This window comes from Amycolatopsis sp. NPDC054798 (assembly GCF_053611505.1).
Map to the genome: position 1 here is coordinate 1 of NZ_JBSHAM010000079.1, position 15,520 is coordinate 15,520.

Genomic DNA, 15,520 nt, shown 5'->3' on the forward strand with positions numbered 1-15,520 from the left:
GTGAAGGACTCCTTGGGGGAATCAGATTCCCCCAAGGAGTCCTTCACGGCTGGTCAGCTCAGGCGCCCACCGCCGCCGCGACGGCGCGTCCGGTCAGCACCCGCGCGAGGTGCTGGCGGTACTCGACGTCGGAATTGCCGTCCGCGACCGGGTTGGTGCCTTCGGCCGCGTGCGCGGCGGCCGCCCGGATCGTGTCCGCGTTGGCCTGCGCGCCGAGCAGCGCCTGCTCCACGCCGGTCGCCCGGACCGGTGTCGCGCCCATGTTCGTCAAAGCCACCCGGGCTTCCTCGATCACGCCGCCCTCGGTCCGCACGGTGGCCGCCACCGCGCACATCGACCAGGCTTGGGCGACCCGGTTGAATTTCTCGTAGTGCGCCCGCCATCCGGTGTGCTTGGGCAGCCGCACCTCGACGAGCAGTTCGTCCGAGGCCAGCGCGGTGGTGAAATAGTCCTGGAAGAACTCCGCCGCGGCCACCGTGCGCCGCCCGTTCGGACCGGCCAGTACCAGCTCGCCGTCCAGCGCGAGCACCGGTGCCAGCAGGTCCCCGGCCGGATCCGCGTGCGCGATCGCGCCGCCGAACGTGCCGCGGTGCCGCACCTGCGGGTCCGCGACGGTGTCGGTCGCTTCCTTCACCAACGCGGCGTGCTCGGCGATCAACGGGTCGCGCTGGACCTCGTAGTGCGTCGTCATCGCGCCGACCACGAGCGCGTCACCGTCCTCGCGCACCCCGCGCAGTTCGGAGATTTTCCCGAGGTCGATCAGCGTGGTCGGCGCGGCCAGCCGCATGCGCAGCACCGGAAGCAGGCTTTGCCCGCCCGCCAGCACCTTGGCGTCCTCACCGGCCGCGGCGAGCGCCTGCACGGCTTCGTCCACCGTGGACGGAGCGACGTAGTCGAACGGAGCCGGGATCACTGGGCACCTCCGGAGGCGTCGATCGAACCGAGACCGCCGCCGGCCTCGCCGCCGGGTCCGCCGGCATCGGTGGCACCGCCCCGCACCGCGTTCCACACGCGCATCGGCGTGAGCGGCATTTCGATGTCGTTCACGCCGAACTGGCGCACGGCGTCGACCACCGCGTTGACCACAGCGGGTGTCGAGGCGATCGTGCCCGCCTCGCCGACTCCCTTGGCCCCCAACGGGTTCGTGGTCGACGGCGTTTCCGTGCGGTCGGTGGTGAACGACGGCAGGTCGGCCGCCGAGGGCAGCAGGTAGTCGGCGAACGTGCCGGTGGTGAGCGTTCCGCTCTCGTCGTGCACGGCCTCCTCGAACAACGCCTGCGCGATGCCCTGCGCGAGCCCGCCGTGCACCTGGCCCTCCACGATCAGCGGGTTGACCACCTTGCCGACGTCGTCCACACAGACGTACGACCGCAGTTTCACCTGGCCCGTTTCAGTGTCCACTTCGGCCGCGCACAGATGAGTGCCGTGCGGGAAGGAGAAGTTCTCCGGGTCGAAAGTGGCGTCGGAATCGAGCGACGGTTCGACGCCGTCCGGCAGGTTGTGCGCGGCGAACACGGCGAGCGCGACGTCCTGGATCGTCGTCGACGAATCCGTGCCCTTCACGGTGAACTTGCCGCCGGAGAACTCGAGATCGTCCTCCGAACACTCCAGCAGATGCGCGGCGATCGGCTTCGCCTTCGCGACTACCTTCTCCGCCGCCTTGACGATCGCGATCCCGCCGACGACCAGCGAACGCGAGCCGTAAGTGTCGAGGCCCTTGTGCGAGGACTGCGTGTCGCCATGCAGCACCTCGACGTCCTCGAACGACACGCCCAGCTGGTCGGCCACGATCTGGCTCCACGCCGTTTCGTGCCCCTGGCCGTGCGCCGACGCACCCGTCGTCACCTCGACCTTGCCGGTCGGCAGCATCCGCAGCGACGCGTATTCCCAGCCGCCAGCACCGTAATCGAGCGAACCCAGCACCCGCGACGGCGCGAGCCCGCACATCTCGGTGAACGTCGAAATCCCGATGCCGAGCTGCACCGGATCGTTCGCCTCGCGGCGTTCCTTCTGCTCGCGGCGCAGCTCGTCGTAGCCGAAGAGTTCCTTCGCCTTCTCGGTCGCGGCCTCGTAGTTGCCGGAATCGTAGGTGAGCCCGCAGACCGTGGTGAACGGGAATTCCTCGTGCGTGATCCAGTTCTTTTCCCGCAGCTGGACCGGGTCCATGCCCAGCTCGGCGGCGAGTTCGTCCATGATCCGCTCGATCGCGAACGTCGCTTCCGGACGCCCGGCGCCGCGGTAGGCGTCGGTGAGCGTGGTCGTGGTGAACACGTTGGTGCAGGCGAAGTGGTAGGCCGGGATCTTGTAGATCGCGTTGAACATGAACGCGCCGAGAATCGGCACGCCCGGCCCGACCAGGCCGTTGTACGCGCCCAGGTTGGCGAGCAGTTCGACCTTGAGCCCGGTGACCGTGCCGTCGGCCTTCGCCGAGATCGTAATGTCCTGGATCTGGTCGCGGCCGTGGTGCGCGGCGAGCATGGTCTCGGACCGGGTTTCGTTCCACTTCACCGGTTTGCCGAGCTTGTTCGCGACGAGCACGGTCATCATTTCCTCGGGCAGCACACCGATCTTGCCGCCGAACCCGCCGCCGACGTCCGGGGCGATCACGCGCAGCTTGTGCTCCGGGATGCCCAGCGTCAGCGCGGACATCACGCGCAGGATGTGCGGCACCTGGGTGGCCGACCACATGGTCAGCTGCGCGCCGGTCGGGTCGACCACGCACGCGCGCGGCTCCATGAAGGCGGGCACCAGGCGCTGCTGGCGGAACCGTCGTTTCAGCACGATTTCCGAAGAGGACAGTGCTTCCTCGACATTGCCGCCGGTGCCAGCCTCGGCCGAATCGAACACCCAGAGCGCGTTCTTGTTGCTGCCCAGTTCCTCGTGCACGAGCGGCGCGTCTTCGGCGAGCGCGGCTTCCAGGTCGAGCACCGGCGGCAGTTCGTCGTACTCGACCTCGATCGCCTCGAGCGCGTCATGTGCCTCGGCCGACGACCGCGCGACCACCACAGCCACGCCCTCGCCGGCGAAGTTCACCCGATCCGACGCCAGCACCGGACGCCGCGGCGCAGCCATGTCCGGCGTGATCGGCCACGCGCACGGCATGCCGATCGCGCCCTCGGGATCGAGGTCAGCAGCGGTGTAAACGGCGATGACGCCAGCGGCTTCCTTCGCCGCGGAGGTGTCGATCGAAACGATCTTCGCGTGCGCCAGCGGACTCCGCAGCACCGCGAGATGCAGCATCCCCGGCAGCACGATGTTGTCCGTCCACCGGGTCCGCCCGGTGATCAGCCGCTCGTCTTCCTTGCGGCGGCGGGACTTTCCTACCTCGGGTTCGATCGTGGCGGTCATCATTCACCACCCACGCCGACGTGGTTGGGCTGGTCGATCTTCTCGGCTTCCGGCCCCGCACCAGGACTCATGTGCTTCGCGGCGTCGCGAACCGCTTTGACGATGTTCTGGTAACCAGTGCAGCGGCAGAGATTGCCTTCGAGCCCTTCGCGGACGGCCTGCTCGTCCGGATCCGGGTTGTCCGCCAGCAGGTCGATGGACTGCATGATCATGCCCGGCGTGCAGAACCCGCACTGCAGCGCGTGATTGTCGTGGAACGCCTTCTGGACCGGGTGCAGCTGGCCGTCGCGGGCCAGCCCTTCGATGGTGGTGACCTCGCATCCGTCGGCCTGCACGGCGAGGACGGAGCAGGATTTCACGCTGTGCCCGTCGAGGTGGACGGTGCACGCGCCGCAGTTGCTGGTGTCGCACCCGACGACGGTGCCCACCTTCCCGACGCGTTCCCGTAAGTAGTGGACGAGCAGGGTGCGCGGCTCGACGTCATCGGTGTATTTCGTGCCGTCGACAGTGACGGTGATGCGCATCAAAGGCCTCCAAGTGCAAATGCCCGCCAGCCCCGGCGGAGGCGGCGGGCCGGTTCGGGAACGGCCAAGGCGCGATCGTGATCGGCCTCACAGGGGAGCGTGCTACGCCTTTCGCGCGCGGACAAGCCCTGATGTCGCACGTCGCCGGAATGGTTCCGCAGATGCGGGTTCGCTGCCGTTTTTCCGGCGCAGCTGCGTGAAGCCGGACGGGTGATTTTTCGGCCGTCCGGCGCGGTGGAGGATCTTCCCGAGGGTCCCGGGTTTCGCGTCGGGGGTTCACCGGGTTTCTTTGCTGGACGCGGTTTTTCCAGCGTTTCCCGCGCGGCGTTCGGCGAGCCGCTCAGCCCGGTTGCGGCGTCCCCGCCCCGGTCAGCTGTGGATCCGCCCGCTCAACGCCGCCAGCCGCTGCCCGGACCCGCTCCAGCGCAGCGCGATGATCTCCGCCGCGATCGACACGGCCGTCTCCTCCGGCGTGCGCGCGCCAAGGTCGAGGCCGATCGGCGACGACAGGCGTTCCAGCTCGCCCTCGGTGATCCCCGCTTCGCGGAGCCGCGCAAACCGGTCGTCGTGCGTCTTGCGGGACCCCATCGCGCCGACGTACCCGACGTCGAGCCGCAACGCGACCTCCAGCAGCGGCACATCGAACTTCGGGTCGTGGGTGAGGACGGCGATCGCCGTCCGCCCGTCGATCCGGCCAGCGTCAGCCTCCGCTTTGAGGTAGCGGTGCGGCCAGTCGACGACCACGTCGTGCGCCTCCGGGAACCGGCTGCTGGTCGCGAACACCGGACGCGCGTCGCAGACCGTCACCTGATACCCGAGATAAGCACCCATCCGCGCCATCGCGGCGGCGAAGTCGATCGCACCGAACACCAGCAACCGCGGCGGCGGTTCGAAAGAGTTCACGAAGACAGCCATGCCCTCGCCGCGCCGCTGCCCGTCCGGTCCGTAGTGGAGCGTGCCGGTGCGCCCGGCCGCGAGGAGCCCGCGCGCGTCGTCGGCGACCGCGTCGTCCATCCGGGACGAGCCAAGGGACCCCTCGACCCGGTCCGGCCACACGATCATGTGCTCGCCGACCAGCCCCGGCGTCTCGTGCTCCACGATCGTGACCACGGCGACCGGTTCGCCGCTGCGCACCGATTCGACCACGCGCTCCAGCTCCGGCATCGATTCGCGGTCCACCGGCTCGACGTAGATGTCGATGATCCCGCCGCAGGTGAGCCCGACCGCGAAGGCGTCGTCGTCGCTGACGCCGTAGCGCTGCAAGACCGGCTTCCGCTCGGCGACGACTTCGTTGGCCAGCTCGTACACCGCGCCCTCGACGCAGCCGCCGGACACGCTCCCGACGACCGTGCCGTCCGGCGCGACCATCATCGACGCGCCCGGTGCCCGCGGCGCCGACGAAAACGTGGCCACCACCGTGCCGAGCCCGACCGTTTCGCCCGCCTGCCAGCGGCGGTACACGTCGTCCAGTACGTCACGCATCGGCAATCTCCCCGAGGAGTCGTTCCAACGTCGCCAGGCTGTGCCCGGCCAGCAACCGGTCGATGTGCGGCAGGGCGGCCACGATGCCGGATTGGACCGGAGCATAACCCTCGTGACCGGCGTGCGGATTCACCCAGAATACGGCGTGCGCGAGACGGCGCAGCCGGCCAAGCTGCTCGGCGAGCAGGCTGACGTCGCCGCGCTCCCACCCGTCGGAGAACACGGTGACTACCGCGCGTCGCGCGAACCCGCGCTGCCCCCAGCGGTCGAGAAACACCCGAAGCGTCTCGCCAAGCCGTGTCCCACCAGCGAAATCGGGCACCGCGGTACCGGCGGCGAGCATGGCTTGCTCCGGATCGCGCTGCCTGAGCTGGCGGGACACTCGCGTCATTCGAGTACCGAGCGTGAACACCTCGACCGACAACGGCGCCGCCCGCGCGACAACGTGCGCGAACCGCAGCAACGCGTCGGCGTACGGACTCATCGAGCCGGAAACGTCGATCAGCAACACAACTTTCCGCGCCCGCGTCCCCCGGCGATAATGCGCCAGCCGAACCGGCTCGCCCCCGGACGCGAGCATCGCCCGCAACGTCCTCGCCGGATCGAGCGCACCGCGATGCGCAGGCGTCCGCCGCGCTGCTCTCCGCCGAGGCAGCACTGGACGCAGCGTCGCCAGCAACTCGCGCAAGTGCGCCCGCTCGGCTTTGGTGAGTTCGGCGAGATCCCGATGCCGGAGAACCTCATGGTCGCTCGCCGCGACCCGGAGCGTGTCGTGAGATCCCTCGGTGCTGTCCCCGTCGCCAGCAGCCGCGATCAGCGGAGCGATCCGAGCCTGCTTTTTTACCGGGGTTCCCGAGGCCGCCTTTGGACTGTCGTCCCCCTCGAACCACCGCGCGAAGGCTTCCTCGTACCGGGGCAGGTCGTCGGGATCGGAGCAGAGGGTCAACCGCCCGACCCAGTAGAGCTGTGTCGGGCGAGCGACGTCGACTTTCGCCACCGCGGACAGGTAGGCCTGCACCCGCCGCGCGTCACAGGCGACGCCCGCCTCGCGCAATGCCGCCGCGAACCCCGCATAGCCAGCAAGCGGGTCGGCGACTTCGGTGTTCATGGCCTCCATTGTGACCATTGTGACCCCAAGAGCGGAACCTTCGCTGTGACAGCTGGACTGGGCTTTGCTTGGCTTGCTGGGAGCGGTGGTCGCTTGGGTACCTCAGCAGGCTTGAGTTTCGGGTGTTCGGCCGTTGGATGCTGGGCGTGCGCAGCGATCCTGGTGCGCATCGGTTTTCGGCGGGGTTCTCGCGCCGGTTCTTGGGCGCGCAAAGGTTCCGGCTTGAGCTGCTCCAGCTCGCCAGTGTTCCTCCACACCGCCATTCCAGTGTGAACCGCCCCAGCCCCGCGGATGTTCCGGCGCACGCGATTTTCTGTTCCCGGCTCGCCGCTCCGCGAGACAGCGACCGCCTCTGCGGTCGCTCCTGCGCCGCTTCCGACCCTGCTCCCGTGTCCGCGCCCGTTCCCCTTCCCGCGTCTGCTCCCGCCAACGCCTCCGCTCCCGCGACCGCTCCTGCTTCGTCAACGCCCGCAAAACCCCCGCGCCGCCATCGCATCGAGCCGTAACTCCCGGGAACCCAGCACCGCCAGCGGGTCTTGATCGGCAACTGCGGGATCAGTGCGTCGGCAACTTCTCCGCCGCACAAGCTTTCCCCCCAAGGCCCAGTCCCACACATCCCAAAGCCCCACCCCGGCACATCCCAAAGCCCCGCCCCACCCGAACCGTCGTGTCAGCAAAGGGCGGCCGCGCACGCCGTCCCGCCTCCGGGACAGCGTGCGCGGACCGTGGTTGCGCGCAGCAGCCAGCCTCGGTAGCTCAAGGCGGGCGCGCGGAACCTTCAGGAAAGAACGGAACTCAGCGGACAGCCAGGAGGGCAGTCCGGACGAAGTCGGTCACGAGCCCTCCCTCCCGGCGCAGTCACAAAGTCGGCGAAGTCATCCAGTGATGCTTCAAGCATGCCCGATCCCGCACCCCGCCGCAACGGAATTATCCAACCGTCCACATTGGACGAAAATCAGGAGAACAGCGTGTCCAGCTTCGCCCGCACCCGATCGAGATCCTCGCTGTACTTCAACACCGCGCCCAGGGTGCGCGCAGCCGTCGCAGCGTCCAGTTCGTCGCGCTGGAGCGCGAGCAAAGCCCTTGCCCAGTCAAGGGATTCGGCGACACCCGGCGGTTTGAGAAGGTCCATCGCCCGCAGCCGGTGCACCGCGTCGGCGATCTGGCGGGCCAGCGTCTCGCCGATCCCTGGCAGCCGGCGGCGCAGGATGCTGATTTCCCGGGCAAGGTCCGGATGCTCAAGCCAGTGGTAAAGACACCGGCGTTTGAGCGCGTCGTGCACCTCGCGAGTGCGGTTGGACGTCAGCACCACCAGCGGCGGCTGCTCCGCGCGCACCTCGCCGTACTCCGGGATCGTGACGGTGTATTCGTCCAGCAACTGCAAGAGGAACGCCTCGAACTCGTCGTCAGCACGATCGATCTCGTCGACGAGCAGCACGCACGGCGTCGTAGTGAGCGCCTGCAGCAGCGGACGAGCGAGCAGGAAGCGCTCCGTGTACAGCGAACGCTCAGCAGTTTCCGCGTCGATCCGCCCGCCGTCGGCCGCTTCGAGGGCGCGCAAGTGCAGCAACTGGCGGGGGAAGTCCCATTCGTAGAGCGCCTGCGCGGCGTCGATGCCCTCGTGACACTGAAGCCGCACCAACGGCCACTTCAGCGCCTCGGACAACGCGAGCGCCAGCGACGTCTTCCCGGTGCCCGGCTCGCCTTCGCAGAAGAGCGGACGCTGCATCTGCGTCGCGAGGAATCCCGCGGTGGCCAGCCCCTCGTCAGCGAGGTAACCGGTGCGGTCGAGGGCAGCCGCGAGCGCGTCGGGCGAGGAGAGGGACTCTGTCACGCCCCCGATCGTAGATCCGCGACCGCCGGGTTCGCTGTTCGCCGCCGCTCAGGAGCGATCTGGCGAGGCTCAATGCGGCATACCGAGTGAACGCTGCCCGAGAGCTATCGGGCCAGGACCAACCCAGCAAGGTGCCCCACCCGGCAGTCATCCAGCCGAACTCGCCCCAGCAATCCACCTGGCAACCACCCGGCCACGGCCCCGCTTCCGCTCACCACAAGCCCGCCGTCACCCCGCCCAACGTCGCCGCCGTCCCGGCGCGACAAACCGCCGACCTCCACCGCACCGCCGGTCCAAGCCCCAAGGAAACCCCGGCCAGGTCTCCCTCACCAGCCAAGCCACTCCCCCGCGCCCCTCATCGCCGCTCCGCCCCCGGCCCGGCCAGATCCCCCGGCCGATCGACGTCGCTGCCGCTCCCCAGGTCACCGCACTCGACCAGCCGCACGTCAGTACGCCCGCGCAACCAATCCCGCGCCCCGTGGTCGCCGCGCGCCGAACCCGCGATCTCCCCCCACCAACGCCGCCCGAACAGCACCGGATGCCCAGGAACCCCCTGGTAAGCGGCCCGAACGACCGCGTCCTCGGAGGCCTCCCCGACGATCCGCGCGAGCGCCGCGGCAGGCACCCAAGGCAAATCCACCAGGTGCACCAGCACCGCCGCCGCCGAGTCGTCGCGCAGCGATTCCAGCCCGGCTTTCAGCGACTCCCCCATCCCGTCCTGCCACCGCGCCGCGGGCACCGGAGTCACGTCCGGCGGCAGCAGTTCCCGGACCTGCTCAGCCGACGCGCCGACCACTACCCGCACCGAGACGCACCCGGCCTCGGCCAGGTTCCGGACCGCCCGCTGGACCAGCAGCTCCCCGTCGTACTCGACCAGCGCTTTGGGCCCGCCGAACCGCCGCCCCGCCCCGGCGGCGAGCAGCAATCCGGCAACCGGTTCCGCCATCGCCGTCCCTCAGCCCTGGACCGCTCGCCCGGGCGCGACCGCGGCCAGCTCCGCCGAAATGGCAGCCGCGGTCTTGAGCAACGGCGGGACGAACTCGGTCCGGACGGTCTCCACCGGCGTCCGGCTCGCGTGCGTGGAAATGTTCACCGCGGCGACCGCCCGCCCCTTCCGGTTGCGGATCGGCGCCGCGACGGAACGCAGGCCTTCTTCGAGTTCCTGGTCGACCATTGCCCAGCCCTGTTCCCGGACCTGGGCCAGCTCGGCTTCGAGCGCGGCGCGCTGGGTGAGCGTGTGCGAGGTCAGCCGGTTGAGGTTGGCGACGATGAAGTAGGCGTTGAGTTCGGTCCGGTCCATGTCCGCGAGCAGCACGTGCCCCATCGACGTGGCGTGCGCGGGGAACCGCGTGCCGACGTTGATGCTCACCGTCATGATCCGCGACACCGCGACGCGCGCGACGTACACGATGTCGGCGATCTCCAGCACCGACACCGAACTCGACTCGTGCACCTCCGCCGACAGCCGCTCCAGGTGCGGCTGCGCGATCTCGGCCAGGCTGAGGCTGGACAGGTAGGCGTAGCCGAGTTCCAGCACGCGCGCAGTGAGCGAGAAGTATTTGCCGTCGGTGCGGACGTAGCCTAGGTCGACGAGCGTCAGCAGGAACCGGCGCGCGGCCGCGCGGGTCAGCCCGGTGACGCGCGCGACGTCGCTGAGCGTCGGATGCGGTGCCTCGGCGCTGAACGCCTTGATCACCGCCAGCCCGCGTTCCAGCGACTGCACGTGGTGTGCGCCGCGTTCGGCCTGGTCGTCGGATTCCATGCGGCGAACCCTATCCGGCCGGCGGCTGGGCGGTGGGTTCTCCCATCTCCGCGAGGACGCGCTGGGCGATCCCGATCGCCGTGTTCGCCGCTGGCACGCCCGCGTACACGCCGGTGTGCAGCAGGACTTCGCGGATCTCCTCCGCGGTGAGCCCGTTGCGTACTGCCGCGCGGACGTGCATCGCCAGCTCGTCGTGGCAGTGCAGCGCGGTGAGCGCGGCCAGGGTGATGCAGCTGCGGGTCCGCCGGTCGAGCCCGTCGCGCGTCCACACCGAACCCCACGCCGCTTCAGTGATGTACTCCTGGAACGGCTTGCTGAACTCGGTGGTCCGCGCGGACGCCCGGTCGACGTGGTCGTCACCGAGCACCTCGCGGCGCACCTGCATGCCCGCCTCGTAGCGGTCTCCGGTCACTGTCCCTCCGTGATCCGCTCGAGGATCAGCCGGGTGAATTCCTCCGGCTGTTCGTAGCTGCCCAGATGCGCGGCGGAGGCGACGACCTCCAGCCGGGCGCCGGGGATCCCGTCCGCGATGACCCGCCCGTGCGGCTCGGCGGGCGTCGACGGATCGTCGGCGCCGGCGATCACCAGCGTGGGGACGGAGATCTTCGGCAGGTCGCCGGTGAGGTCCATCCGCTCGATCACCTCGCAGCATCCGGCATACCCCTCGCCGGGCTGGGACTCGATCATCTCGCGCAGGTACGCGACCTGGTCCGGATTCCTTTGTGCGTACCCCGGCGTGACCCAGCGTCCGACGCTGGCTTCCGCGACCGCGCCGGTGCCCTCGGCCCGCACGAGGCGCGCACGGTCGGCCCACATCTCGGGCGGTCCGAGCAGCGCTGACGTGCAGCACAGGGTGAGGCTCGACAGCCGTTCCGCGGCGTGCGCACCGAGCCACATCCCGGTCATCCCGCCGAGCGACAGGCCGACGAAGTGCGCGCGCTCGACGCCGAGGTCGTCGAGCAGCCCCAGCACGTCACCGCCCAAATCGGCCAGGTCGTAGGGCCCTGGCGGCACCGGCGACGCCCCGTGGCCGCGCGTGTCGTACCGGACCACGCGGAAGCCGCGTTCGGTCAACGGCGCGACCTGCGGCTCCCACATCCGGTGGTCGCTGCCGATCGAGTTGGAGAACACCACCACCGGCCCCGCCGCCGGACCTTCGACGACCCGGTGCACCCGGACACTGCTCACGCTTGAACCTCCACAATGGACACGGCCGGTCAGACCGCGAAGAACACCGTCTCGCCTTCGCCTTGCAAACGCACGTCGAACCGGTAGCCGTCGCCTTCTTTCTTCGCCAGCAACGTATCTCGCCGTTCCTCGGGAACACTCGCCAGCACGGCATCGCCGGCGTTGTCCTGGTCCTCGAAGTAAATGCGCGTGACGACCCGGTTCAGCAACCCGCGAGCGAACACCGACACGTCGATGTGCCGCGCCTGCGGAGCCCCGGACGCGTCCGGCACGATTCCGGGCAGCAGCGTGAGAATCCGGTACTGGCCTTGCGCGTCGGTGGGGCACCGGCCGAACCCGCGGAACGGGTCGCCGTGCTTGCCGCGCGGATCGTCGGGGTGGTCGAACGCGCCGTCCGGATCGGCCTGCCACGTTTCGATCATCGCGTCGGGAACCGGATCGCCCGCGCCGTCGTACACCCCGCCGCGGATCCACACCGCGCCTTGGGTGCCTTCCGGGACCACGAACGGCCCGTCGTCCCACGGCAGCCCGATGGACAGGTACGGCCCGACGGTCTGCGAGGGCGTGCCTTCCAGCCTCACTCGTCCTCCTCCTCGTCCTCGAACACCGACTGTTCGCGCCCGCGCACCACGATGTCGAACTGGAACGCCAGCGCCCATTCCTCCTCGGTGCGGTCGAGGTCGAACCGGGAGATCATCCGCTGCCGCGCCTTCTCGTCCGGGATGGAGTTGAAGATCGGGTCCTGCGAGAACAGCGGATCGTCCGGGAAGTACATCTGGGTGACGAGCCGCTGGGTGAACGCCGAGCCGAACACCGAGAAGTGGATGTGCGCGGGACGCCAGGCGTTGTCGTGGTTTTTCCACGGATACGCGCCGGGCTTGATCGTGGTGAACTCGTAGCGCCCGTCGCCGTCGGTCAGCGTGCGGCCGAGCCCGTCGAAGTTCGGGTCGAGCGGGGACGGCCAGCGGTCGCCGGTGTGCCGGTAGCGGCCGCCCGCGTTGGCCTGCCAGATCTCCACGAGCGAGTCGCGGATCGGCCGCCCGTCGCCGTCGAGAAGCCTGCCGGTGACGATGATCCGCTGGCCCTGCGGTTCGCCCGCGTGCTGACGGGTGAGGTCGTTGTCGAGTTCGCCGAGCCGCCCCGGCCCGAGCAGCGGGCCGGTGACCTCGGTGAGCATCTGCGGCAGCAGGACCAGCGGCTGCTTCGGATGCCGCAACGCGGTGGAGCGGTACGGCGCGTAGTCGAGCGGCGGGTGGGTGCCTTCCGGATCGGGCCGGTATTGCGGCAGCCGCCGGTCGGTCGGTGTGGCCACGATGCCTCCCCTTTCTCAGCGGTTCTCGAGCACGATCGCGAGCCCCTGGCCGACACCGATGCAGATCGCCGCGAGACCCCAGCGACCGCCGGTGCGGCGGAGCTGATGCGCCAGCGCGCCGACGATCCGGCCGCCGGACGCGCCGAGCGGATGCCCGATCGCGATGGCCCCGCCGTTGACGTTGACGATCTCCGGGTCGAGCTTCGGCCATTCTTTCAGGCAGGCCAGCGACTGTGCCGCGAACGCCTCGTTGAGTTCCACCGCGGCGAGGTCGTTCCAGCCGATGCCCGCCCGTTCGAGCGCGATCTCCGCCGCGCGCACCGGGCCGATGCCGAACACATCCGGGTCGACTCCCGCGGCGCCGCGACCGGCGATCCGGGCCAGCGGCGTCTTGCCGAGCCGTTCGGCCGCCGCCGCGTCACCGAGCAGCAACGCCGAAGCACCGTCGTTCAGCGGAGACGCGTTGCCTGCCGTAACGGTGCCGTTTTCCTTGCGGAACACCGTTTTCAGCTTCGCGAGCTTCTCCGGCGTGGAGTCCGGCCGGATGCCCTCGTCCCGGGTCAGCTCGACGCCTTCGACCGGAACCACGTGGTCGTCGTAGAAGCCCTCGTCCCACGCCCGCGCGGCATTCGCGTGACTGCGCGCGGCGAACGCGTCCTGCTCTTCGCGGCCGATGCCGTACCGCTCGGCGAGCAACTCGGTGGACTCGCCGAGGGAAACGGTCCACTGCGAAGGCATCGCCGGGTTGACCATCCGCCAGCCGAGCGCCGTGTTGTACAGCGTCTGGTTGCCGGCCGGGAAAGCCTTGTCCGGCTTCGCCATCACCAGCGGCGAGCGGCTCATCGACTCGACGCCGCCCGCGACCACCAGCGAAGCGTCGCCGACCTGGATCGCCCGGCTCGCCTGCATCGCCGCCTCGACGCCGGACCCGCACAGCCGGTTCACCGTCGCGCCGGGCACCGATGTCGGCCAGCCGGCCAGCAGCGCGGCCATCCGCGCCACGTTGCGGTTGTCCTCGCCCGCCCCGTTGGCGTCGCCGAGCACCACTTCGTCCACAGTGGACGTATCGAGACTGTTGCGCTCGGCCAGCGCGCGCAGAACGCCCGCCGCCAGGTCGTCAGGGCGCACTCCGGAGAGAGCGCCGCCGTAGCGCCCGAAGGGAGTGCGGATCGCGTCGAGTACGTAAGCGTCGCTCATTCGCCGGCCTTCTTCAGTTCACGGAGCAAGGTCAGTTCGCGTTCAGTGGGCGCGGGGGTGGTTTTGAGGTCCGCGGCCGCCTTCAGTGTCCACCCGGTCGCTTCCACGACCTGGTCCAGCTCGACCCCGGGGTGCAGTTCGGTGAGCGTGAGCTCCGCGGTTTCCGGGTCGGGCCGCATCAGGCCGAGGTCGGTGACCACGAGGGTCGGCCCGGCACCGCGCAGGCCGAGCCGTTCGCGGTCGCCGTGCCCGGCACCGTGGCCGAACGACGTCACGAAGTCGACCTTGTCCACGAACGTGCGCTTGCTCTGCCGCAGCACGACGAACACTTCCTTGCAGGACGCGGCGATCTCCGGCGCCCCGCCCGCGCCGGGCAGGCGCACCTTCGGATCGTGATAGTCGGAGCCGATGACCGTGGTGTTGATGTTGCCGAACTTGTCGAGCTGCGCCGCGCCGAGGAACCCGACGTCGATCCGGCCGGGCTGCAGCCAGTAGTTGAACACCTCGGGCACGCTCACGACCGCGTCGGCGGTGTCGGCCAGCTCGCCGTCGCCGATCGACAGCGGCAGCCTGCTGGGTTTCGCGCCGAGACAGCCCGATTCGTAGATCAGCGTGAGGTTCGGGGCGTGCGTGCGACGGGCGAGGTTGGCCGCCGTGCTGGGCAATCCGATCCCGACGAAACACGACATGCCCTCGCCGAGCGCGCGGGCCGCGGCGATGCTCATCATCTCGTCGGCGGTGTACTCGCTCATGCCTTCACCCCGGTCAGGTCGTTCAGCCACTTGGCGAATTCCTCGCGGTCCCGCCCGATCTCGTCCCACGCCTGGTACGCCGCGTTGTCGCGTTCGTAGTACCCGGCGGCGTACGAGGGAGCCGCGCCGCGCGGCGCTTCGGCCACCGCGGTGACCGCCCAGGACGGAAGGACCAGCGCACCCGGCCGGGGTTCCAGCTCGTCGACGACTTCTTCGACCGTGACCAGCGACCGCTTCGCCGCGAGCACCGCTTCCTTCTGCACACCCGCGATACCCCACAGCTGAACGTTGCCCGCCCGGTCGGCGCGCTGCGCGTGCACGATCGTGACGTCCGGGTTCAGCGCGGGCACCGCGGTGAGCTGTTCGCCGGTGAACGGGCAGGTGATCGGCTTGATCGTGTCCGTCTGCGCGGGCAGATCGGTGCCGGTGTAGCCGCGCAGCACGGCGAACGGCAGCCCGGAAGCGCCTGCGACGTAACGGTTCGCCATGCCCGCGTGGCTGTGTTCCTCGATCTCCAGCGGCACCGGCCACGAGTGCTGCACCGCGTCGCGGAACCGGTGCAGCGAGCCGACCCCGGGGTTGCCGCCCCACGAGAAAATCAGCTTGCTCGCACAGCCCGCGCCGATGAGCTGGTCGTAGACGATGTCCGGCGTCATCCGCACGAGCGTGAGGTTCCGCCTGCCCTGACGGATGATCTCGTGCCCGGTCGCCACGGGGATGAGGTGCGTGAAGCCCTCGAGAGCGACGGTGTCTCCGTCGTGCACCAGCTCGGCGATCGCCTCGCCGAGCGACAGCACCCTTGCCATCACGAGCCCTTCCGTCTGGATCTTCCTGTTCCTGCCGTTCCGTGCTAGCGTGTTCGTATAGCGCACAGAAGTTCTACATATGAACATAGCATGGTCCGGCGGCCCGCGGGAGTGCCAAACGGTGAAGCGGACATTCGGACAGACGGCAGCAGACAAGGCGAGGTTCGCGGACCTCGAAAAAGTTTCGAGGGAATGAGGTGATGCGAT

At 69.5% G+C, this 15,520-nt stretch carries 15 protein-coding genes; all 15 read right to left on the reverse strand.

Annotated elements, in window-relative coordinates:
• Positions 1-58: 58 nt before the first annotated feature.
• The 15 genes from ACWGIC_RS34505 to ACWGIC_RS34575 all read right to left on the reverse strand — a co-directional run bounded on the left by ACWGIC_RS34505 (position 59) and on the right by ACWGIC_RS34575 (position 15,313).
• Positions 59-913, reverse strand: a complete 855-nt coding sequence (locus ACWGIC_RS34505; RefSeq protein ID WP_452080112.1) for an FAD binding domain-containing protein — start codon at positions 911-913, stop codon at positions 59-61.
• On the reverse strand, positions 910-3,348 hold the full coding sequence (locus tag ACWGIC_RS34510) for a xanthine dehydrogenase family protein molybdopterin-binding subunit (protein WP_452080113.1): 2,439 nt from the start codon (positions 3,346-3,348) through the stop codon (positions 910-912). The genes ACWGIC_RS34505 and ACWGIC_RS34510 overlap by 4 nt, the downstream gene beginning before the upstream one ends.
• Positions 3,348-3,872, reverse strand: coding sequence for a (2Fe-2S)-binding protein (locus ACWGIC_RS34515; protein ID WP_452080114.1), 525 nt, complete (start codon positions 3,870-3,872; stop codon positions 3,348-3,350). The genes ACWGIC_RS34510 and ACWGIC_RS34515 overlap by 1 nt, the downstream gene beginning before the upstream one ends.
• Positions 3,873-4,241: 369 nt before the next feature.
• A complete protein-coding gene (locus ACWGIC_RS34520) occupies positions 4,242-5,354 on the reverse strand; it encodes an XdhC family protein (protein ID WP_452080115.1) in 1,113 nt (370 codons plus the stop codon).
• The gene (locus ACWGIC_RS34525) at positions 5,347-6,462 is read right to left on the reverse strand and encodes a vWA domain-containing protein (protein WP_452080116.1); all 1,116 of its coding nucleotides are present in this window, start codon (positions 6,460-6,462) and stop codon (positions 5,347-5,349) included. The genes ACWGIC_RS34520 and ACWGIC_RS34525 overlap by 8 nt, the downstream gene beginning before the upstream one ends.
• Before the next feature lie 955 nt (positions 6,463-7,417).
• A complete protein-coding gene (locus ACWGIC_RS34530; RefSeq protein WP_452080117.1) occupies positions 7,418-8,296 on the reverse strand; it encodes an AAA family ATPase in 879 nt (292 codons plus the stop codon).
• A 355-nt stretch (positions 8,297-8,651) separates the two neighbouring features.
• Positions 8,652-9,242 carry a nucleotidyltransferase family protein gene (locus ACWGIC_RS34535; RefSeq protein WP_452080118.1) on the reverse strand — a complete coding sequence of 197 codons (591 nt, stop codon included), beginning with the start codon at positions 9,240-9,242 and terminating at the stop codon, positions 8,652-8,654.
• 9 nt (positions 9,243-9,251) lie between these two features.
• Positions 9,252-10,058: an IclR family transcriptional regulator domain-containing protein gene (locus tag ACWGIC_RS34540; protein ID WP_452080119.1), complete on the reverse strand. Its 807-nt coding sequence runs from the start codon at positions 10,056-10,058 to the stop codon at positions 9,252-9,254.
• Between the two features lie 10 nt (positions 10,059-10,068).
• Complete coding sequence (pcaC, locus tag ACWGIC_RS34545) at positions 10,069-10,470, reverse strand: 4-carboxymuconolactone decarboxylase (protein ID WP_452080120.1); 402 nt, start codon at positions 10,468-10,470, stop codon at positions 10,069-10,071.
• Positions 10,467-11,246 carry a 3-oxoadipate enol-lactonase gene (pcaD, locus tag ACWGIC_RS34550; protein WP_452080121.1) on the reverse strand — a complete coding sequence of 260 codons (780 nt, stop codon included), beginning with the start codon at positions 11,244-11,246 and terminating at the stop codon, positions 10,467-10,469. The genes pcaC and pcaD overlap by 4 nt, the downstream gene beginning before the upstream one ends.
• A gap of 29 nt (positions 11,247-11,275) precedes the next feature.
• Positions 11,276-11,827, reverse strand: coding sequence for a protocatechuate 3,4-dioxygenase subunit alpha (gene pcaG, locus ACWGIC_RS34555; RefSeq protein ID WP_452080122.1), 552 nt, complete (start codon positions 11,825-11,827; stop codon positions 11,276-11,278).
• Positions 11,824-12,558 carry a protocatechuate 3,4-dioxygenase subunit beta gene (pcaH, locus tag ACWGIC_RS34560; protein ID WP_452080123.1) on the reverse strand — a complete coding sequence of 245 codons (735 nt, stop codon included), beginning with the start codon at positions 12,556-12,558 and terminating at the stop codon, positions 11,824-11,826. Before pcaH ends, pcaG begins: the two co-directional genes overlap by 4 nt.
• 15 nt (positions 12,559-12,573) lie before the next feature.
• Positions 12,574-13,755, reverse strand: a complete 1,182-nt coding sequence (locus tag ACWGIC_RS34565) for a thiolase family protein (RefSeq protein ID WP_452080124.1) — start codon at positions 13,753-13,755, stop codon at positions 12,574-12,576.
• A complete protein-coding gene (locus tag ACWGIC_RS34570; RefSeq protein WP_452080125.1) occupies positions 13,752-14,507 on the reverse strand; it encodes a CoA-transferase subunit beta in 756 nt (251 codons plus the stop codon). Before ACWGIC_RS34570 ends, ACWGIC_RS34565 begins: the two co-directional genes overlap by 4 nt.
• The gene (locus ACWGIC_RS34575) at positions 14,504-15,313 is read right to left on the reverse strand and encodes a CoA transferase subunit A (RefSeq protein ID WP_452080126.1); all 810 of its coding nucleotides are present in this window, start codon (positions 15,311-15,313) and stop codon (positions 14,504-14,506) included. Before ACWGIC_RS34575 ends, ACWGIC_RS34570 begins: the two co-directional genes overlap by 4 nt.
• Between the last annotated feature and the right edge of the window lie 207 nt (positions 15,314-15,520).

What these genes read in the sequence shown, in the direction of transcription:
- ACWGIC_RS34535 (WP_452080118.1), bottom strand. Translation starts at nt 9,242, where the DNA reads ATGGCGGAACCGGTTGCCGGATTGCTGCTCGCCGCCGGGGCGGGGCGG.
- ACWGIC_RS34510 (WP_452080113.1), bottom strand. Translation starts at nt 3,348, where the DNA reads ATGACCGCCACGATCGAACCCGAGGTAGGAAAGTCCCGCCGCCGCAAG.
- ACWGIC_RS34515 (WP_452080114.1), bottom strand. Translation starts at nt 3,872, where the DNA reads ATGCGCATCACCGTCACTGTCGACGGCACGAAATACACCGATGACGTC.
- ACWGIC_RS34575 (WP_452080126.1), bottom strand. Translation starts at nt 15,313, where the DNA reads ATGGCAAGGGTGCTGTCGCTCGGCGAGGCGATCGCCGAGCTGGTGCAC.
- ACWGIC_RS34570 (WP_452080125.1), bottom strand. Translation starts at nt 14,507, where the DNA reads ATGAGCGAGTACACCGCCGACGAGATGATGAGCATCGCCGCGGCCCGC.
- ACWGIC_RS34520 (WP_452080115.1), bottom strand. Translation starts at nt 5,354, where the DNA reads ATGCGTGACGTACTGGACGACGTGTACCGCCGCTGGCAGGCGGGCGAA.
- ACWGIC_RS34525 (WP_452080116.1), bottom strand. Translation starts at nt 6,462, where the DNA reads ATGAACACCGAAGTCGCCGACCCGCTTGCTGGCTATGCGGGGTTCGCG.
- ACWGIC_RS34540 (WP_452080119.1), bottom strand. Translation starts at nt 10,058, where the DNA reads ATGGAATCCGACGACCAGGCCGAACGCGGCGCACACCACGTGCAGTCG.
- ACWGIC_RS34565 (WP_452080124.1), bottom strand. Translation starts at nt 13,755, where the DNA reads ATGAGCGACGCTTACGTACTCGACGCGATCCGCACTCCCTTCGGGCGC.